The following is a 19,754-nucleotide window of genomic DNA, read 5'->3' as shown; positions in this document are numbered from 1 at the left end:
TGCACACTCTTTTATTATGATTCAGCTGTGCTCTCCCATCAGATCATGTCCAGCTGCACTGGCGTATAAAACATCTCCCGCACAGCAGCAGGATCCCGTGTCTGGGATAATATCCACATCAGCTTGGTGACTACGGATTCAAATGTCATATTATAAGCTTCCATCAGCTCATATTTCTCCTTTACCAGGTTTCCAACCTGATAAACTTCCATATCGCTGCCCTCATGAGGCACCTGTGTGGTCATAACCATGATCTTTCCGGAAGCGATCCAATCCGCGATGGCATCGATGAAACCTTCATCCCCATAGCAGGGGATGCCGCCGACGCCGAAGCTCTCCACCACCACCGCGTCGTAGGAGTCCTTCAGCCAGCTAAAGATATCCGCTTTAAGCCCCGGTATCAGCTTCAGCGGAAATACCCGGTCATCCAGCCTGTTATAAAATACAGGGCCTCTTTTGCAGGTCTCAAGCTCTATGTAGTGTACCACACGGCCATCCCTGATCAGTGCCAGCTCCGGATAGTCGATGCTGGAAAATGCGTTATAACTCTTGGTACGCATCTTTCTTGCTCGGGTTCCCACGATCGCCCGGCCGTCAAACACGATACAGACGCCGTGGGCCCGGTCCTGGGAAGCATAGCAGAAGGCGTCCTCCAAATTGCTGCGGGCATCCGTATCCCGCACAAAAACTGATTTCTGCGATCCGGTAATCACTACCGGCTTAGGGGAATTCTGTATCAGATAAGAAAGAGCGGCAGCCGTATAAGCCATCGTATCCGTGCCATGGGAGATCACAAAACCGTCATAACGGTCATAATTAACCCTCACTGCCTCCGCTATAGCCAGCCAATGCTTCGGATTCATATTCGTGCTGTCCAGATTCAGTATCTGAACGGCATCGACTTCACAGAAACCGTTCACCTCCGGCACATAGCTTAAAATCTCCTCAGTATCCAGCATGGGGGTAAGGCCGGCATCCGTGGGCTTGGATGCGATGGTTCCACCGGTTCCAATCAGCAATATCTTTTTCATAATATCTTACTCCTGTTTATTATCTGTCGTCTCCTATAGTGCCCCTATTATAACATATGCGCCGGAATTTGACAAACCATGCACATTCCGGTGACTGAGGTAAACGGGCAAATAGGTTACTCATCACAGCTGGCGTAAACTTCCCGCGCATAGCGGCGCAGAGTATAGTAACACAAACAGTTATCGGAGATCTGTCCTTTTTACATAGCAAAAGAGCTGCGCACCATGCTTGATGCGACAGCTCTTTCTACTCTTAGATAACCGCAGGGGTTACCGCTTCAATATCATTTATTTCTCTTCCTTGGAATACAGCGCAACCAGCTTCTGCAGGTGTGCGTACTTATCCTTAGCGGCATCTTCTGCTCTCTCAAACAGTTCTTCCGCTCTTTCCGGATTCTTGAGAGCCAGGGAAGTATAACGAACCTCGCCCTTTAAGAATTCCTGATAATTGCCGGTAGGAGCTTTGCTGTCCAGGCTGAACGGATTCTTGCCTTCTGCTTCCAGAGCAGGATTATAACGGAACAGATGCCAGTAACCTGCCTCAACCGCTCTCTTCTCCTCTGTCTGAGCCTTGCTCATGCCGACCTTGATACCGTGGTTGATACAAGGAGCATATGCGATGATCAGTGAAGGTCCCGGATAAGCTTCCGCCTCTGCGATGGCCTTAACGGTCTGCGCATAGTCAGCGCCCATAGCGATCTGTGCAACGTATACATAGCCGTAGCTCATAGCGATCGCAGCCAGGTCTTTTTTCTTCACATCCTTGCCGCCGGCAGCGAACTGCGCAACCGCACCGGTAGGAGTAGCCTTGGAGGACTGTCCGCCCGTATTGGAATATACCTCGGTATCAAATACCATTACATTGACATCCTTGCCGCTTGCCAGCACATGGTCCACGCCGCCGAAGCCGATATCATAAGCCCATCCGTCACCGCCGAAGATCCACTGTGACTTCTTCGCCAGGAAATCTTTGTGCTTTACAATGTCTCTGCATACATCGCAGTCCACACCGGAGAGCGCTGCAACAAGTTTATCCGTAGCGGTTCCGTTGGTCGCTCCGCATGCGAAGGACTCCAGCCACTCTTTGCAGGCAGCCTGTACTTCTTCACTCGCTTTGTCGTTAGAAGCAACCTCTTCCACTTCCGCTTTCATTCTGTCTCTGAGCGCTTTCTGTGCCAGAGCCATACCGTAACCGAACTCTGCCGCATCCTCGAACAGGGAGTTGGACCATGCCGGTCCCTTGCCTTCCTTATTCACAGTATAAGGAGTGGACGGTGAGGAGTTGCCCCAGATGGAAGAACATCCGGTCGCATTGGCAATATACATTCTGTCACCGAACAGCTGGGTGATCAGTTTAGCGTAAGGAGTCTCGCCGCAGCCTGCGCATGCGCCTGAGAACTCTAATAACGGCTGTTTGAACTGGCTTCCCTTAACAGTGTTCTCTTTGAATTTAGCCAGAACTTCCGGTTTCACCGGCAGACTCTGTCCGTAATCAAAGTGATCCTGCTCAGCCAGGTTTTCTTCCAGTGATGTCATGGTCAGAGCCTTAGCGCCCTTCTTGCCAGGACATACATTTGCACAGGAACCGCATCCGGTACAGTCAAGAGCGGATACGCTCATGCTGAAATAATATCCGGGCATGCCTGTCATCGGAACTTTTTTCATTCCTTCCGGCGCTTTCGCAGCTTCCTCTTCGGTCATAACAACCGGGCGGATTACAGCGTGAGGGCACACATAGGAACAGAAGTTACACTGGATACAGTTTTCAGGATTCCATGTAGGAACATCCACAGCGATGCCGCGCTTCTCATAAGCTGCGGAACCGGACGGTGTAGATCCATCCACATAATCCTTAAATGCGGATACCGGCAGGTTCTTGCCTTCCTGCATATTGATCGGAATCTGTACATTGTTAACGAAATCCAATACGTCCTTACGGCCGCCTGCCACAGATTTGCCCAGCACTTCATCGGAAGCATCCTTCCAGCTCTCCGGAATCTGTACTTCCACAACCTGCTTTGCACCGGCTTCGATGGCGTCGTAGTTCATCTGAACGATCTTCTCGCCCTTTCTTCCGTAGGTAGCCTTTGCAGCAGCCTTCATCAGCTCAATTGCCTTGTCTTCCGGAATGATGTTGGCCAGTTTGAAGAATGCGGACTGTAAAACGGTGTTGATACGTCCGCCCAGACCGATTTCCTTGCCGATCTTAATACCGTCGATCGTATACAGTTTAATATTATGGTTTGCGATGTATCTCTTAGCCTGTCCGGGCAGATGCTCTTCCAGACCTTCCAGATCCCACGGGCAGTTTAACAGGAATGTACCGCCGTCCTTCACATCCTGTACCATGTTGTACTTACGTACGTAAGAAGGATTATGGCAGGCAACAAAGTTCGCCTTGGAAATCAGGTATGTAGAGTGGATCGGATCCTTACCGAAACGCAGGTGGGAAATGGTTACGCCGCCTGATTTCTTGGAATCGTAATCAAAGTATGCCTGCGCATACATGTCTGTATTGTCACCGATGATCTTGATGGAGTTCTTATTAGCGCCGACAGTACCGTCCGCACCCAGACCCCAGAATTTGCAGCTGATCGTAGCGGCCGGTGTTGTATCCGGATCCTCGCCGATCGGCAGGGACAGGTTTGTAACGTCATCCACAATGCCGATGGTGAATTTTTTCTTATCCTTATTGTTGTATACAGCGATGATCTGTCCGGGAGTCGTGTCCTTGGAACCTAAGCCGTAACGTCCGGAGAATACCGGTACCTGGTCAAATTTGGTCCCCTTTAATGCAGCAACCACATCCAGCCAAAGCGGCTCGCCAAGTGCTCCGGGCTCTTTCGTTCTGTCCAGAACGCTGATCTGCTTTACGCTGTCCGGAATCGCATCAATCAGAGCCTGTGCACAGAAAGGTCTGTACAGACGAACCTTAACAACTCCGACTTTCGCGCCTGCAGCCAGCATATGCTCAACGGTCTCATCGATGGTATCACATACGGAACCCATAGCGATGATCACATGCTCAGCATCAGCAGCGCCGAAGTAGTTGAACAGTTTATAATCCGTGCCGATCTTCTCATTCACCTTGTCCATATAATCCTGAACAATCGCAGGAAGAGCGTCATAATAAGGATTGCTCGCCTCTCTTGCCTGGAAGAAGATATCCGGGTTCTGAGCGGAACCTCTCTCACAGGGATGGTTGGGATTCAGAGCATGCTCACGGAACGCATCGATCGCTTCCATATCCGCCATATCCTTCAGATCTTCGTAATCCCATGTCTCGATTTTCTGGATCTCATGTGATGTACGGAATCCGTCAAAGAAATTGATGAAAGGAACCTTTCCCTTGATTGCAGCGAGATGCGCAACCGGTGTCAGGTCCATAACTTCCTGCACACTGCCCTCGCAGAGCATAGCACAGCCGGTCTGGCGGCATGCGTATACATCGGAATGATCACCGAAGATGGATAATGCATGGCTTGCAATCGCACGGGCGGAAACATCGAACACACCCGGCAGCTGTTCGCCGGCAATTTTATACAGGTTGGGTATCATCAGCAGCAAGCCCTGGGATGCTGTAAAAGTTGTAGTCAGCGCGCCTGCTGATAAGGAACCGTGAACGGTACCGGCAGCACCCGCCTCGGACTGCATTTCCGTTACCTGCACGGTCTGTCCGAAAATATTCTGTCTTCCGTCTGTTGCCCATTCATCCACGGCTTCCGCCATAACGGATGAAGGTGTAATCGGATAAATAGCCGCAACTTCCGTAAACGCATAAGAAACATGTGAAGCCGCATGGTTACCATCCATGGTTTTCATTTTTCTAGCCATTGTTATACTTCCTCCTATAGAATAATAAGCATTAACAGTGTGTTAAACTTATACTGCTATTAATTATACATATTTTAATAGTAAATTGCAAATCCTTTATTGTTAAAAATAAGTGAAAAGGCAATGAATTCCCTCTTTGTTTTAAAAAAAGAACATGCGGCCGCGGAAAGAAATACGGCACTTTTCAGTTTCCTTCCCCGGCCTTCTTACTAGGATTCCCATATTCCATCTCAGCCCTGCCTAAAAGGCCTGCGGCATAAGCCCATAAAAGCCTGCGCTCTTCTTCCGGCAGGGATGACAGGATATCCAGCCACTGTTTCTGTTCCCATGACAAGTATACATACTCCTCTTCGCAGAAAAACTGCGCCAGAGTGATCCCCAGCGCATCACAGATCTTCCGAAGCGTTACAAGTCCGGGAACATTTTTCTTTTGAAATAAATAGCATAAAGAAGATTGGCTGATTCCGGTCAGCTGAGACAGCCGGTACCGGCTCATATGCCTGGCCTTTAGCAGTTCTTTCAGCCGCTCTGTTATTTGCTCGCCATCTGTCATGATAAAATCGCCCTCCTTAATCGGCTTTTCGCCGTTCTACTATATTGTAATGTAGATAGAGGAATTTTATCAGGTACCAAATTCAGAACCCACTGCTTCTGTTTGCAAAAGTATATCGATAAATTTTTTTAACTTTTGTAGGAAGGTCTCTGCTGTTCGATTGTTTTTACGATGCTATTCCAAATCTTCAGCTTTTTCTCCTCTGTGAATTCCTGTCCCCTTGCTGTGTTTACCGGTACATACTCTGCTTTCATTACCTTTTTTTCGGTTCTGCCGTACACCATCTCCCATTCATCCTTTCTTATTAATTAGTTGGTGACCATGAGGTTCATTAACTGTTGCACTATAGTAACGTTCAAATGCGCTATTTATTACACTCTTTTTTAAATTTTTTTTTAAAGTTTATAGTTTCATCCGTTTTCTTTATGATATGATAGAGAAAATCTGCTGATCTGCAGTTAAAAGAAGCACACTAAGGAGATATAAATGATACTGATCATTGAAGATAACGCCGACATCCGGCAGGAACTGGCTGCCTTCCTTGGGGCAAACGGCCATCCGGCCGTCTGCCTGGAACATTATCCGGACAGCCAGGAAGAAATGGCAGATGCGGTGCGGGGACTGTGTACAGCCTTTTTGCCCGAGCTCATCCTTCTGGACATCAGTCTGGGAGCCTGCGACGGTCTGAAACTCTGTATGGATATCCGAAGCAGATCATCCGTCCCGATCATTTTTGTCACAGGCAGAACCGATGAAAAGGATGAACTGGCCGGCATACTCACAGGCGGAGATGATTTCATTTGCAAACCATACAGCCTTCCGGTTCTTCTGGCGCGCATCAACCGCATTCTTTTCCGCCAAAAAAACGCAGCCTCCGAAACCGTCCGGGCAGGGGGCGTCTCCCTGAATATCCTGGACGGTCAGGTTTCTTGGCAGGGGCTCACCCTGAATCTGTCCAAAAATGAAATGAAGATCCTCTACTGTCTCTTTCTGAATAAAGGGACTGTTGTGACTAAGGATTCTCTGATCGAATATCTTTGGGAGAACAAATACTATGTGGATGAGAATATACTGAATGTCAATCTTTCCAGATTGAGAAACAGGCTGAAGGAGCTGGGCCTTAAGGATCTGATTGTTACGGTCCCCCAAAAAGGGCTTACCGTAAACGATGCGGAACAGGAGGATTTTATATGACCGTCTTGAATTATCTGTCCGATAAACTGATGCTGATATTTTTGAATCTGTTCTGTGCGGCCGCATTGAGCCTGTACCTTTCATTACTTGGAAACAGTCCGGCCGTCCTCCTTCCCATACTCGTAATCTGGATGGCGGTACTGTCCGCCGTGTGGAGGGCGGATTATGTGCGCCTTAAAAGAAAATACATGCAGATATCCGCACAGCTTAATCTGCTGGACCAGAAATATCTGATCTGCGAGATGCTTGACAAGCCCCGTACGTCCGTGGAGAGACAGTATCAATCGATTCTGCGTGCAGCTTCCAAATCCATGCTGGAACAAGTAAACCGCCTGAAAAACTCCCAAAGACAGTATAAGGAATATATCGAGGAATGGATACATGAGGTCAAAACGCCGATTACTGCGGTTGACTTAATCTGCCGGAACCATCCGGACGGCAATCATCTGCGCATAGGGAAAGAACTAAGCCGGATCGATTATCTGGTGGAACAGGCGCTCTATTATGCGCGCAGTGAAAACGTTGAAAAAGATTATTTTGTCAAAGAATTCCCCCTGTTTGACGCGCTAAGGCCCGCCCTGCTGCTAAACAGGACACTGCTTCTGGAAGAAAAGATCTCTCTGCAGATAAAAGAAACGCCCGATACGGTCTGCACGGACGAAAAATGGCTCACCTATATCTTAGGGCAGATACTCGCCAACGCCGTCAAATACCGCCGTTCATCAGGCGCTTGGATCCGTATATCGGCAAACCATACGCCGGGCGGCGTCTATCTCACTATCGAGGATAACGGCCGCGGCATACGGCAGGAGGACCTGCCAAGAATATTTGACAAAGGCTTTATCGGCAGCATAAGAAACGGCAATAAATCCACCGGCATGGGGCTGTATCTGTGCAAAAAGCTCTGCTTAAAGCTGGGACTTTCGATAACTGCCGACTCGGTTTACCGGGAGAGCACCCGAATCACCATCGGATTTCCCACAGGCACCTTTCTGCATCCGGACCGCAGAGACTGACCGGTGCTAACAAATTTGTAAGTACAAAATAACTGCTGCTCCTGCTATGATATTCTGTATAAAGCATAGAAGAGGTATAGTATGGATGCACTGCTAAGAATTGAAGAACTCGAAAAATATTACGGCACCAAAACTATGGTGACCAAAGCTCTGGACCAAATCAGCTTCACGGTAAATGAAGGAGAATTTCTGGGGATCATGGGCGCCTCCGGAAGCGGGAAGACAACGCTGCTAAACTGCATTTCCACCATCGATACCGCAACTGCAGGACATATCTATCTAAGGGACAGGGACATTACGGAATTAAAGGAAGACGCTCTGGCCGAATTCCGGCAAAAAAATCTGGGGTTTGTCTTTCAGGATTTCAATCTGCTGGATACCCTGACCATTGAAGAGAATATTGCGCTCGCCCCTGTCATTCAGGGAACCCCTGCCTCTAAAATCGCGGGAGAAGTGGCGCAAGTGGCGCAGGAACTCGGCATAAGCGATATCCTTTCCAAGTTTCCCTATGAAGTGTCCGGCGGACAGCGGCAGCGCTGTGCCTGTGCCAGAGCGCTGATTGCACGGCCCAGCCTGATACTGGCGGATGAACCCACCGGCGCCCTGGATTCCAAGTCGGCCAGCATGCTGTTGGAATGTTTCACACAGATGAACCGCAGCATGCATGCCACTGTTATGATGGTCACCCATGATATCTTTTCAGCCAGCTACTGCAGCAGGATTCTCTTTCTCCGGGACGGAAGGATATTCAACGAATTGGTGAAGGGGGATAAGAACAGGCGCATATTCTTTAATGAGATCATGGATGTCGTAACACTGCTGGGAGGTGACGTGTCCGATGCTCTTTAAACTTGCTCTGCGGAATGCGAAGCGCTCCATGCGGGACTACAGCGTATATCTGCTGACGGTCACCATCGCCTTTTCCCTCATGTACGCGTTTAATATGGTTGTCTTTTCAGAAGAAATAAGAGGGATTAGTCAGATCATGGGAAGTCTCGCCCCGGTCATCTGTTTTATCTCCGTCATCGTAATCGCCGTCATCGCATGGCTGGTGAATTATATGAACCGTTTTATGCTGGAGAAACGCAGCCGGGAACTGGGCACCTATATGCTCTTAGGCATCGGCAGCGGCAGAATATCCCGGATGGTTCTGCTGGAGAATATGATCATGGGAGGGGCCGCCTTCGCTGCCGCCCTGTGTATCGGGACCTTCCTTTACCAGATTCTCACGATGGTCATCATGAATCTGTTTGAAGTGAGGTATGCGGTCAGGGACGTTTTTTCTATTCCGGCGGTGCTGCTTACATTCTTTTATGTGCTGCTGATCTACACGTTCTCCCTTCTGCGGATGAAAAAACGGCTGAAGAAAATAAAAATCTGCAGTCTGATATATGCGGAAAAACAAAATGAGACAGCCCTGCTGTCCGGGAAAAAGGGGCATTGGTTCCTCTGCATGTTGTCCGTCGCGCTTCTGGCTGCAGGCTGTGTGCTCCTCTACCTCATTTTTCATAACACCGCTCTGTTTTCTGCAGCTATGCTGTCTGCCGGCATCACGCTGATCATCGGCGGCCTCTACGGCGCTTACATCACGCTGGCAGCCTTCCTGGTCAAGCTTTTTCTGGGCGGTAATGAGCGGAAATACGCAAAGGATCACCTGTTCATCTACAGAAATCTGTCGGCCAAATTAAAGACTATGAGCGTTACGGTCGGAACCCTGGCCATGCTGCTGACGCTCACCCTGGCCTGCATGCAGAGCGCCATGCTTTTTAACCGTTTTTTTGAGCTTTCCGCTTTAAACCGCTGCACCTTTGACGCGCAGGTCTCTGCCAAAGACACTTCCGTATTTGCAGAAGCCGAAGAATACTTTGAAAGGACCCGCGGTATAAAAGCCAGCCTCCGGATTCCCATTTATGACTGCGGCCAGAGGACCTTATATGACGCGCTGGAGCTGGATTCATATGTGGAGGAGGATTATGCGGTTTCTTTCAGCGATTACGCGGCGATGCGGCAGATGCTGGGATACGAACCGGTAACACTGGAAGGAGGCCGGTATATCCTCCACGCTTACGCGCAGATCAAACGTGCTGCGGACGAAAAGGGGGCGCTGCCGTACAGCATAAACGGCACCGGCCTGACCCTGCAGGCGGTCTATGATGAACCGCTTTCACAAAACGGCAGCATCGGTGCCGGCTGCATCATCGTTCTTCCCGATGAACTGACCGTCGGACTCGATATCCCTTATACCACGCTGGCCATCGATACACTGGAAGATACCACTCCGGAGGACTGGCAGTATCTGACCGACCGATTTAAAGGCGACCGGCATTTCAGCGACTGGAGTGCCAATGCCTGGGACACAAAAGGAAATCAGCTCTCGACCAGCCGCTCCTCCATACTCGTGTTCGGCTTCAGTCTGTACTATACCGGCTTAATATTCATATGCACAGCAGCTTCCATCCTGGCCGTACAGCAGCTAAGCGAAGCCTCCAAATACAGATTCCGCTACAGCATTCTATCCAAACTGGGCGTACCGGATGCCAGGATCGGCAGGCTGATCTTCCACCAGCTGCTTTTGTATTTCGGTATTCCTCTGCTGCTTCCGGTTCCGCTCTCCATATTCATTTCCTCCTGCGTGAACACAATGCTGCAGACAATGATCTCACCGGCCGCCTTCCGGGCATCCGTCGCTGTAGGGCTGGGTATATTTCTGATGATCTATATCCTGTATTTCGCCGCAGCCTGTGTGGGATACCGCAGGAGCGTGCTGAATTAAAATGCAGTCACATGCTGCTTAAGCCGGCTGTGATCCGCTGTCCGCAATTTTTTCCATTGTCGCCCGAACCACAGCCTCCCTCCACTCCTCCGTAAAAGGAAAGGCTTTGGCCTCCTCCCTGCCGTAAGTCACCTGGAGCTCATACTCCAGGGGCAGCCAGGAGGAGATATCCGCTTCGTTATGCTCCATCACCGCATCAATACGGTCCAGTATCTTATAAAGCTTGGCTTCCGGTGATTCTTTCTTTTCCATCTCTTCCCACAGCGCCGAAAATCTGCCGCCCTCCCTGGCCGGCAGGGACGAAAACAGGTTTCTCACCGCATTGCCCTCACAGACTTCGTCCGATTCCTTTTTTTCGAAACAGGGGATATCCCCCGTCACCGCTTCTCCGATATCGTGAAGCAGACACATGCGGATTACCCGGTCCATATCCAGATCGGGGAACTCGTCCGCAATCAGCATCGCCAGAAAAGCCGTGCTGAAGGAATGGTCCGCCACGCTCTCCTGCCGCCCGTTTGCGGTCCACGAATGCCGGGTATTGCACTTCATCTTCTCCAAAATCTTATAAAACTCCAGTATATCTTCCGCTTTCATTCATCCTCCTGATCTGAACGGACAAGAGCCGTCTGAACTGTTACATTTTAGAATGTTACTGTTCACAGTTACCGAAAAATTCCCGCGTATGAGAGGGCAGGGTATGGTCCTCATTGGGACCCGCTCTCGCTCCGTGAAGCGCGCAGCGGTACTAATGCTGTAAAATACACAGCAATAAGTACCGGCGGGCTTCAAGGGATCCCTATGAGGACCATACCCTGCCCTCTCATACGCTGCTTGATCGGCAGCGTGTGAACAGTAACTTTAGAATATCCGGCGCTGTAATGTTTGTCAATCCATACTTGTATTTTGTTCTCTGTTTTTGATATAATGTAGTAACAGTTCAGACGGCGGGAAAATAGTGCAAAAGCAGACGTTGAGTTTGCTCATAAGACTGTTTTTGTGCTATTTTTCACATCGGATGGACATCCGATGCTTCTTGACCGGTTTTTTCGGTCAAGAAGATGAGCCGTCTGAACTGTTACTTAATGTAAAACATTATACCTGCGCCTGATTTTTGTCTGCAAAGCAGACAGTTTCCACAGGAAATCATGCGCATCCCCGCCAAATCGTAATATTAAGGAGGTCCCGCCATGGAATACGGGCTGATTGGAGAGAAGCTGGGACACAGCTATTCCAAGCTGATACATGAGCAGCTGGCAGATTATACATATGATCTGGTGCCTTTAACCAGGGAAGAATTTCCGCTTTTTATGAAAAAGAAAGAGTTTAAGGCGATCAATGTCACCATCCCTTACAAAAAGGATGTGATCCCCTATCTGGACGAGCTGGACAGCCATGCCGCGCAGATCGGCGCTGTCAACACAATCGTTAATAAAGAGGGGCGTCTCATCGGCCACAACACGGATTACGACGGCTTTCTGTACATGGTCCGCCGCAATCAGATCGATATGGAAGGAAAAAAGGTGCTGGTGCTCGGCACCGGCGGGGCCAGCGCTGCCGTCTGTGCCGTCGTAAAAGCGCTGAACGCATCCCCCCTTCTGTCTGTGAGCCGCAGCGGCAAGGACGGAGCCCTGACGTATGAGGAATGCCGCCGGGCACATACGGATGCCGCCGTCATCGTCAACACTACCCCGGTGGGCATGTATCCCAATGCTGACGCATCCCCCATCGACCTTACCCCTTTTACTGCCTGTGAAGCGGTGCTGGATATCATTTATAATCCTAAGGAGACCCGTCTCACCGCCCAGGCCAAAACGCTTGGAATGAAAGGGGTCACCGGGCTTTGTATGCTCACCGCCCAGGCCAAGTACGCATGCGAGTATTTCCTGGACCGCAGGATGGATGACAGCGTTATCGAGAAGGTCACCTGTCTCATAGAAGATACCCTGTAAATTATCCTATCAGGAGGATGAGTCCTATGATAAAACCGTTACAGATCAGATCCGCCGTATTCGGCACCGGAATGCCTAAAATATGTATCCCGCTGACTTCCTCAGGCAAAAGAGATCTGGCCGACGAGGCCCGCGCTCTGTTATCCGCTTCCCCCGATTTGGTGGAATGGCGCGTGGATTATTTTGAACAGTCGGACAGCCTGATCGAAGTCAGGATGATGCTATCCGCCTTAAGAGACATCCTAAAGGATATCCCTCTGCTCTTTACCTTCCGTACCAATGATGAAGGCGGACAGAAGCGCATTTCTCCGGAAGACTATCACCTGCTGTGCCGGACGGCTTGTAAATCCGGCTGTATCGATCTGCTGGATGCAGAGCTTTCCCAGGGAGACGCTCCGGTGAACAGCCTGTTGCTCAACGCGCATGCCTGCGGAGTGCGGGTGGTGGTATCCAGCCACGATTTTACTACAACTCCTCCCAAAGAAGCGCTGATCGAAAAGCTCACGCACATGCAGCGGCTGGGCGCCGACATGCCTAAAATCGCGGTTATGCCGAAATCCAGGCTGGACACGCTCACGCTCTTGTCCGCCACGCTGGAGATGCGGGAGAAGTTTGCAGACCGGCCTTTTATCACCATGGCCATGGGGGAATACGGCGCTTTCAGCCGGGTATGCGGTGAATTCTTCGGCTCTGCCTTAACCTTTGCCACGGCTTTAAACGCTTCTGCGCCGGGGCAGCTGGAAGCTGCCCGTGTACGCCGCATATTGGAGGCGCTGAATGGAATTTAAAGCGATTTAATATTATAACTCCAGCACCGCCTCATGTACTCCTTTTGCCGGAGTCGGGATGATCAGATTATCCCGCATCTGTATTCCATCCACAAAAAGCCTTTTCTGACCTTTACACTCCGGATTTCTGACAATTCTGATATGGTAGAGCGAGCCTCTGAACCGGCGGGTGATCTCAATGCTGTTCCAGCCCGAAGGCAGGCAGGGATCGATGAGAAGTCCCTCCATGACCGGGCGGATGCCCAGCAGATACTGGGTGACGGCCACATACATCCATGCGGCCGTGCCTGTCAGCCATGATACATTGGCCAGACCGAAACGCAGGCTGTCCGGCCCGAATATGTTGGAAGCGTATGCGTAGGGTTCCGCCTTATATCTCCAGACGCCCGCATGTTCCATGGCCACCGCCGGAATCAGTTTACGGTAATACTCATACGCCCGGTCACCATGGCCCAGCATGCATTCGGCGATCACCGCCCAGGTATTGGCATGGCAGAACACCGAACCGTTTTCCCCCGTACCCGGGTTGTAATTGGTCAGAGGATCCTTAGGATCCGGGAAGTTCACGATCGGCGGATCGATCTTCTTGATCCCCAGAGGTGTGTTGAGCAATTCATAAACGCTGTCCATGGCTCTTTCACACTTTTCTCTGTCCCCCATCCCTGAAAGGACGGCCCAGCTCTGTGCATTCAGCCATATCCTCGCCTCTTCACTGTCGGCGCAGCCCACATATTCGCCGTTATCCATGATGGCCCTGCGGTACCATGCACCGTCCCAGGCTTTGGTATTGACCAGTTTTTTCTGGCTTTGATAGCTTGTCTCATACTCTTTGGCAAGAGGCGCATCCCCCATGGCAAGAGCCATCATTTCCATCTTTTTGAGCATCATGCCATACTGCATGGAAGTCCAGATGCTCTCGCCCTTTCCCTCCCTGCATACACGGAAAAGCGCATCGTTCCAGTCGGAACGGAGCATCAGCGGAAAGCCCTCTCTGCCCAGATGTGCTGCCGTAAATTCCATGGCTCTTTTCAGATGCTGATAGACGGTTCCCTCTCCGCCATCATAAAAACGGACCGTCTCATAAAGGAAATCATAGCTTCCCTCCTCGCAGAGGATGTTATGCACCGCGAGGACGGTCCATAGATGGTCGTCGGAATGGACGGTGGTCACCGGCTCATATCCTTCCGTCGGGAAAAAATAATGATTGACATGGCCGTCCGCGTACTGCTGGGAAAGCAGCAGACGGACCTTTTCCTTCGAGGCCGTAAGATCAAACGGAATCATGGCCAGTATGTCCTGCGCCGTATCCCGGTATCCCACGCCGCGGAAAGTTCCTGTTGCATAATAGGACAGGTTTCTGGAGAACATGAAGTTTCTCTGGGCCTGATACGGGTTCCATACATTGATCATCCGCTCCGTATCCTCATCCGGCACGCAGCATGTAAAATGCTCCAGATGCTCTTTCCAGGATGCATTCAACTCCCGAAAGGATTCCTCCACAAAACCTGGCTCCCTCTGATTAGACAGAGAAGCGCGGATCTCCTCTTCCGTCATGCCGGTGCCTAGAAAAATTGAGATTTCTTTCTCCTCTCCGGCTTTCAGCTTAACCGGAATCTGAAAGGCAAAGCAGGGATCCCCGCCCCAAAGGACGGAATTACCTAACGTATCCTCCAAAACTCCGGCCGGCTCCTCCTCACTCCGGTAAGGTCCGATAAACTCATCCCGATCCCCTTCAAAGCTCAATACCGGCTCTGTGGCAGCGAAATAGATCAGAGGAGTCTCATCCGGCCTGGGCTGGTTTTCTACGCCATAGCGGTACACCAAGGCCTGTTCCTCTTCCATATAGCTGACCTTCAGCTGATGCTTATTGTAGCACTGCCACTGCAGCTCACGCATAAACTCCATCATGCCAAGCTCCACAAAGGGATAGACTGCTATTTCGCGGTCACAGTCGGATGTGAGCTTCAGATTCCATATCATGGAGTTCTCCCTGCTGCCGATAAAATAAAGAGCCTGCGCCTTCAGTCCCTTTCTCTCGGCCTCAAATCTGGTATAGCCCAGTCCGTGTATGCTTTTCCAGCGTTCGGGCTGCGTCTTTACCGGCATGCCGGTGGGGCACCAGACCTCCCCTCCATCCTTGATATAGGTATAAAATCCGCTCCTGTCCGTGGGCAGATGGAAAAAACGGTAATGGTTGATCCGCCAGATCTGCGGGGATTTATAAAATGCCACCCCGCCTCCGGCATGGGAAATCATGGCATGCAGCATGCCGTTGGAAAGGTAGTTCATCCACGGCGTGGGCATGTCGTAACGCATAAATTCTATTTCTTTATCAGAATCCAAAAATCTGTAATACTCACTCGGTTTGCCGCATTGAATCATGGTATGATATCCTCTCTGACGACTGCAGGGCGCACATCCTTCTTTGACGCCGTAAATCTGCAGTCCTCCAGTTTTATATTCCTGCCGTGGCGCAGATATGCTCCCCACGAGGGAAGCGGGTCAAACAGATGAAATTCCGGATACTGTTCACCCATTTCCGGCACAGCCTGCTTTTGATAAGCTTCCCTGCCGCCCGGCATTGCAAAGTCACAGTTACGCAGGGTAATGTTTTCTGCCGGATAGTCCCACAGTCCGGAGATCACCACGCCTCCTTCGGCATTTCCCCAGGGCCTGCCCTGATAGAGTCCGCCTCCGGCCTGTTTTACATCCGCCCTGATATCCTCCATCAGGATATTTTTTATCGTCCCCGGCCGCGCCTTTGAAACCTCATAATACCGGCGCAGACGGTTTCCTCCGCTGATAAAGATCGGGCCGGTGCACCGGATCATATGTACATTCCGGACCGTTACGCCGTCCACACATCCTCCGTCCACCGGAACAATCTTGATTCCGCAGCCTTCCACATCGTAGAAACGGCAGTTTTCCACCGTGATATCGGAAAAATCCCCCACCGACTCGGTCCCGATTTTAAATCCGGCCCATCTGGAGGTCACGGTACAGTCCGATATCCGGACGGACCTACAGCACCTGCTGGAGGTGGATTTCAGGCAGATGGCATCATCCCCGCTGTCGATCTCACATCCGGTCACCTCAACCTGACGGCAGCCGTCGATATCGATTCCGTCATTATTGCCGTTGCAGCGGGAGGAAATCCTGACCCGGCGTACCGTTACCTCCTCGCAGTCCTGCAGATGGAGGCACCAGGCCGCCGCCTGAACCAGCTGTATCCCCTCTATATGTACCTGACGGCAGCCGACCAGCCGGATCAGAAACGGCCGCACCAGATGGGAAGGGTGTCCCTCCGGATACAGATAGCCCCGGCCGTTGATCATCCCTGGGCCGCCAATTCCTGTATCGGTTTTGTTACAGGCATAGATCAGCGCTTTTCCCCTCACATGTCCCACCGCATCCGTAAAGCAGGTCTCATTATCCGGATAATCCTCAATCCGCCCGCTCCCCAGCAGCACGGCCCCCTCTTCCAGCCACAGTGTTACATGGTCTTTCAGACACAGAGTGCCGCATACATACATCCCCGGGGGGAGAATCACCTTCCCCCCGCCGGTCTTTTCACACAGATCCACCGCCTGCTGTATGATTTCCGTCATAATTTTTTCCGATTTTTCAATTCTCTGATCCATATGCTTCCTTTTCTATTCTCTGAAATGCTTACCGGCCTCCACAAGCATCATCAGTGCCATGGACTGGCCGTAAGGCATGGGGCAGACAGGAATATTCCTGTAATCTTCCCTGTTGGCAAATACCGGGGTGCCATAGGAAACCCCCTGTACACAGCCGTCACAAGTGATCTGCTTTATGACCCCGTTTACTGCCTTCAAACCGGTTTCCTCGTATTTTTGATCCAGATATCCCATCCGCACCGCTTTTAAAATGCCGTAGGCGAAAGCGCTGGTGGCGCTGGTTTCCAGATAAGAGGTGGCATCATCCAGCAGCGTATGCCACAGTCCGGAATCATCCTGGCAGGCTTTCAGCGCTTTTACCTGCTCTTCCAGCGTCGTCAGCAGAAACTGACGGACTCCGTCATTTCCTTCCAGCAGTTCCAGATAATCCACCAGTCCCGCTGTATACCAGGAATTTCCTCTTCCCCACAACGCCTCTCCGAAATGATGTCTGCCTAAGAATGTCCAGCCGTGAAATAACAGCCCGGTCTTCCGGTCGGTCAGGTATTTGATGTGCACCAGGAACTGGCGGATGCTCTCCTGGACATAGTCTTCCCGGCCGAGCAGCTGTCCCATCCGGGCCAGAAATAAAACGGTCATATAGAGCGTATCGTCCCACACCTGCCCCTCGTTCTGCCCGCCGCTGACCACATGCTGGATGGCGCCCTCACCGGCTCTCGGCATCCCATGATATACCCCATCGGCCCATTGCCGCAGCAGGGGCAGGTAGCTCTCCTTACCCGTCTCTTCATAGAGACAGGAGAGGGTGAGCATCGGGCAGGTCGTATTCACATTTTGTTCCGGAAGGCCTTTTTGAATCTGCCGGTCAAACCATCCGGTTAAAAACGTCAGGATTTGCGGGTCTTTCGTGTCCCGGTAATACTGATACATCGCAAACAGCGCCACACCCTGGGGCCATTCCCAGGCATCCATCGAGATGATGCTGATGGGGCAGGTTTCCTCCACCCCTCCCTCATTTTCCATGTGCTGCATTTTATCCATAATTTTACGGATCAGCGGATCCAGATTATGATGTTCGTTTATACACATATCTTTACCATTTCCTTTGATCATAGCTTTCTTTTACCTTTCAGGCCGCTTCCGGCGCTGCATATGCGGGACGCTTCCAAAAACGGCACGGCAAAAACCGGTGATTCCAGCGTCCAGGCGCTTTGGCCGAACCTTCCTTCTGAGTGCAGTATTTCATTGTCCAGCCTGGTTTCAACCTGAACCTCTGACGTTCCCCCGCAGCTCCCGTCCTCTTTGCTGCAATTTTCCAGGACTTCAATCGAAAAGACACCGTAGGTCTTCTCAAGCTGTTTTATATCAAGCAGCTTCTTCTCTCCTTCATAACCTGTGAGATAAAGCCTTTTCCCATCATCGCCTATATGGGCGTCCACCGGTTTCCCGTCAAAAACGAACTGATAGATCTTCACCTTTACGGTCAGTTCTTTGTCACGTATCACATAGGCATCGCCGTCCTTTTCAAAGGCAAGGTCTTCCCGTCCTCCCAGTTCAAAACAAAAACAGAGTCTGTCGGTTTCATAGACGCCGTCTTTTTGCTTGTCCAGGATATAATGGAAGCTTCCGCGGTCCGATACAAATCCCAGATGTCCGGCCATCCGGTTATTCTCCTGCACACCGTACACCATGGCGGAACAGAAATCGTAATCCCCGATCAACCCCCGGATGCGCATATAGGCCGGATTTCCCTCACCCCAGACCACCATGCCGTTGCGTCTCTGATTCCAGCAGTCCGATGCTTCAAAGATGCCCATGGAGTATTTCTCCGTCAAAAACGAATACGCTTTAAGATCAGGATGATCCAAATCCCTTATAATCGTGGTATCGGTCCCAGCCTCTCTCAATCCGTTCTTTTTATAGTATGTATGGGCCAGAAATCTTTCTTTCTCTGTAAAGCGGCAGAGATATACATCAGGGCATTCCGGCGGGTAAAGCAGGGATTCCACAGATATCTGGTCCAAAGAAACCTGATCCGGCCAGTCCGGATCAGAAACATCCGCAGCTCCTCCCGGAATACGGCCAAACCTTCCTCCGGTTCCCAGAAAAACATTCCAGGCCAGAGCGCCCTTATCCAGATCCGAATACGCTCTTGCCTGGGGAGGCGCAAGTTGGTTGATCCACGGGTTGTAATGGTTGGAGAGGCAGTCCCAGGCATAGCTGTTAAACGCTTCAGCCATGGCAAGACATTCAGGATCATGGAAAAATCTCCTCATTCTGGCGATTTCATTCAGCGCCACAAGGATATATGCGGAGCTGTTGTACTCGGAAAACGAGCCGTTAAATTCCGTGTATCTGTAAAGCTTCTCCAGACGGTCTTTTCCTGCCTGAAGGATTGCACAGTCTTTCAACAGCTCTCCCGCCGACAGGATCGTCATGCTGCTCATCAGGGCTATATTGGTATAATCCAGCCCCACATTTCTCTTAATGCTGCAAAGGGCCGCCCGCCTTATGGACTGATCCATCATCTCTTTTGTTTCTTCCGACACGCGTTCCCCGGCCAGAATCCGGATGCCCAGAAGGCATTTTGATATAAAGTCCGCCCAGTTATAATCCGGCGCAATCATGCTGTCTAAGGGTTCCTCCATATAGTAGGACCATAGGCCAAAGGTCCGGCTGTCCGGCCGGTCATCCTGCAGATGGCAGACCTTTTGTATCACCTGCTCCCCCCGCTCAAATAAATCTGTCCGCCCAGCCTGGAAAATCGCGTCCGCATACTCAGCCGCATCCCTAAGAGGGTGCAGGATACCGGTCTTTCTGGTGTGGTAACCGCCCTTCCAGTTCTCCTGGCGCACTGTGAGCATGGCCTCCGCCTCGTCGTACCGTTCGCTCTCATTGTCAATTTTTCTATGCAGCAGCCGCTGCATCCAATCCTTATTTTCCATAAATCGCTCCATTCCCGCCTTTGCTCCTGA

Annotated in this window: 15 protein-coding genes; 6 read left to right on the top strand and 9 right to left on the bottom strand. The window is 50.9% G+C overall.

Annotated features, from left to right (window positions below; translation table 11 throughout):
- Window positions 1-38: 38 nt before the first annotated feature.
- The 4 genes from DWZ56_RS10660 to DWZ56_RS22715 form a co-directional block, all read right to left on the bottom strand.
- Complete coding sequence (locus DWZ56_RS10660; RefSeq protein WP_118556618.1) at window positions 39-1,031, bottom strand: asparaginase; 993 nt, start codon at window positions 1,029-1,031, stop codon at window positions 39-41.
- A 288-nt stretch (window positions 1,032-1,319) separates the two neighbouring features.
- Window positions 1,320-4,865 (bottom strand): pyruvate:ferredoxin (flavodoxin) oxidoreductase, encoded by a 3,546-nt coding sequence (nifJ, locus tag DWZ56_RS10655; RefSeq protein WP_118556617.1) that lies wholly within the window; start codon window positions 4,863-4,865, stop codon window positions 1,320-1,322.
- Between the two features lie 184 nt (window positions 4,866-5,049).
- Window positions 5,050-5,418 (bottom strand): helix-turn-helix domain-containing protein, encoded by a 369-nt coding sequence (locus DWZ56_RS10650; RefSeq protein WP_118556616.1) that lies wholly within the window; start codon window positions 5,416-5,418, stop codon window positions 5,050-5,052.
- Between the two features lie 128 nt (window positions 5,419-5,546).
- Window positions 5,547-5,702: a hypothetical protein gene (locus DWZ56_RS22715; RefSeq protein ID WP_158584534.1), complete on the bottom strand. Its 156-nt coding sequence runs from the start codon at window positions 5,700-5,702 to the stop codon at window positions 5,547-5,549.
- Between the two features lie 202 nt (window positions 5,703-5,904).
- Between DWZ56_RS22715 and DWZ56_RS10645 the strand changes: the two genes are divergently transcribed.
- From DWZ56_RS10645 to DWZ56_RS10630, 4 genes are all read left to right on the top strand, one after another.
- On the top strand, window positions 5,905-6,612 hold the full coding sequence (locus DWZ56_RS10645; protein WP_118556615.1) for a response regulator transcription factor: 708 nt from the start codon (window positions 5,905-5,907) through the stop codon (window positions 6,610-6,612).
- Window positions 6,609-7,628, top strand: coding sequence for a sensor histidine kinase (locus tag DWZ56_RS10640; RefSeq protein WP_118556614.1), 1,020 nt, complete (start codon window positions 6,609-6,611; stop codon window positions 7,626-7,628). Before DWZ56_RS10645 ends, DWZ56_RS10640 begins: the two co-directional genes overlap by 4 nt.
- A gap of 81 nt (window positions 7,629-7,709) precedes the next feature.
- Entirely contained in the window at window positions 7,710-8,477 is a 768-nt protein-coding gene (locus DWZ56_RS10635) for an ABC transporter ATP-binding protein (protein ID WP_118556613.1), read from the top strand.
- Entirely contained in the window at window positions 8,467-10,401 is a 1,935-nt protein-coding gene (locus DWZ56_RS10630) for an FtsX-like permease family protein (protein WP_118556612.1), read from the top strand. The genes DWZ56_RS10635 and DWZ56_RS10630 overlap by 11 nt, the downstream gene beginning before the upstream one ends.
- Before the next feature lie 18 nt (window positions 10,402-10,419).
- Here DWZ56_RS10630 and DWZ56_RS10625 read toward each other — a convergent pair whose 3' ends face one another.
- A complete protein-coding gene (locus DWZ56_RS10625; protein WP_118556611.1) occupies window positions 10,420-10,995 on the bottom strand; it encodes an HD domain-containing protein in 576 nt (191 codons plus the stop codon).
- A gap of 593 nt (window positions 10,996-11,588) precedes the next feature.
- Between DWZ56_RS10625 and DWZ56_RS10620 the strand changes: the two genes are divergently transcribed.
- Both DWZ56_RS10620 and aroD read left to right on the top strand, forming a co-directional pair.
- Window positions 11,589-12,350 (top strand): shikimate dehydrogenase family protein, encoded by a 762-nt coding sequence (locus tag DWZ56_RS10620; RefSeq protein ID WP_118556610.1) that lies wholly within the window; start codon window positions 11,589-11,591, stop codon window positions 12,348-12,350.
- Between the two features lie 26 nt (window positions 12,351-12,376).
- Window positions 12,377-13,138, top strand: coding sequence for a type I 3-dehydroquinate dehydratase (gene aroD, locus DWZ56_RS10615; RefSeq protein ID WP_330424859.1), 762 nt, complete (start codon window positions 12,377-12,379; stop codon window positions 13,136-13,138).
- Between the two features lie 12 nt (window positions 13,139-13,150).
- Here aroD and DWZ56_RS10610 read toward each other — a convergent pair whose 3' ends face one another.
- The 4 genes from DWZ56_RS10610 to DWZ56_RS10595 are packed head-to-tail and all read right to left on the bottom strand — an operon-like array spanning window position 13,151 to window position 19,724.
- Window positions 13,151-15,520 carry a GH36-type glycosyl hydrolase domain-containing protein gene (locus DWZ56_RS10610; RefSeq protein WP_118556609.1) on the bottom strand — a complete coding sequence of 790 codons (2,370 nt, stop codon included), beginning with the start codon at window positions 15,518-15,520 and terminating at the stop codon, window positions 13,151-13,153.
- Window positions 15,517-16,779, bottom strand: a complete 1,263-nt coding sequence (locus tag DWZ56_RS10605; protein WP_118556608.1) for a glycoside hydrolase family 28 protein — start codon at window positions 16,777-16,779, stop codon at window positions 15,517-15,519. Before DWZ56_RS10605 ends, DWZ56_RS10610 begins: the two co-directional genes overlap by 4 nt.
- Before the next feature lie 12 nt (window positions 16,780-16,791).
- Window positions 16,792-17,868: a beta-galactosidase BglB gene (bglB, locus tag DWZ56_RS10600; protein ID WP_118556676.1), complete on the bottom strand. Its 1,077-nt coding sequence runs from the start codon at window positions 17,866-17,868 to the stop codon at window positions 16,792-16,794.
- Window positions 17,869-17,888: 20 nt separating this feature from the next.
- Window positions 17,889-19,724, bottom strand: coding sequence for a hypothetical protein (locus DWZ56_RS10595; protein ID WP_147369414.1), 1,836 nt, complete (start codon window positions 19,722-19,724; stop codon window positions 17,889-17,891).
- Window positions 19,725-19,754: the final 30 nt, after the last annotated feature.

Source organism: Lachnotalea sp. AF33-28 (genome assembly GCF_003477885.1).
Taxonomy (GTDB): Bacteria; Bacillota; Clostridia; order Lachnospirales; family Lachnospiraceae; genus AF33-28.
The sequence above is the reverse complement of the archived record's forward strand: the minus strand, read 5'-3'. Positions and strand labels throughout refer to the sequence as shown.

Coding starts and splice junctions, on each gene's coding strand:
- DWZ56_RS10660 (WP_118556618.1), bottom strand. CDS start 1,031: ATGAAAAAGATATTGCTGATTGGAACCGGTGGAACCATCGCATCCAAG.
- nifJ (WP_118556617.1), bottom strand. CDS start 4,865: ATGGCTAGAAAAATGAAAACCATGGATGGTAACCATGCGGCTTCACAT.
- DWZ56_RS10650 (WP_118556616.1), bottom strand. CDS start 5,418: ATGACAGATGGCGAGCAAATAACAGAGCGGCTGAAAGAACTGCTAAAG.
- DWZ56_RS22715 (WP_158584534.1), bottom strand. CDS start 5,702: ATGGTGTACGGCAGAACCGAAAAAAAGGTAATGAAAGCAGAGTATGTA.
- DWZ56_RS10645 (WP_118556615.1), top strand. CDS start 5,905: ATGATACTGATCATTGAAGATAACGCCGACATCCGGCAGGAACTGGCT.
- DWZ56_RS10640 (WP_118556614.1), top strand. CDS start 6,609: ATGACCGTCTTGAATTATCTGTCCGATAAACTGATGCTGATATTTTTG.
- DWZ56_RS10635 (WP_118556613.1), top strand. CDS start 7,710: ATGGATGCACTGCTAAGAATTGAAGAACTCGAAAAATATTACGGCACC.
- DWZ56_RS10630 (WP_118556612.1), top strand. CDS start 8,467: ATGCTCTTTAAACTTGCTCTGCGGAATGCGAAGCGCTCCATGCGGGAC.
- DWZ56_RS10625 (WP_118556611.1), bottom strand. CDS start 10,995: ATGAAAGCGGAAGATATACTGGAGTTTTATAAGATTTTGGAGAAGATG.
- DWZ56_RS10620 (WP_118556610.1), top strand. CDS start 11,589: ATGGAATACGGGCTGATTGGAGAGAAGCTGGGACACAGCTATTCCAAG.
- aroD (WP_330424859.1), top strand. CDS start 12,377: ATGATAAAACCGTTACAGATCAGATCCGCCGTATTCGGCACCGGAATG.
- DWZ56_RS10610 (WP_118556609.1), bottom strand. CDS start 15,520: ATGATTCAATGCGGCAAACCGAGTGAGTATTACAGATTTTTGGATTCT.
- DWZ56_RS10605 (WP_118556608.1), bottom strand. CDS start 16,779: ATGGATCAGAGAATTGAAAAATCGGAAAAAATTATGACGGAAATCATA.
- bglB (WP_118556676.1), bottom strand. CDS start 17,868: ATGTGTATAAACGAACATCATAATCTGGATCCGCTGATCCGTAAAATT.
- DWZ56_RS10595 (WP_147369414.1), bottom strand. CDS start 19,724: ATGGAAAATAAGGATTGGATGCAGCGGCTGCTGCATAGAAAAATTGAC.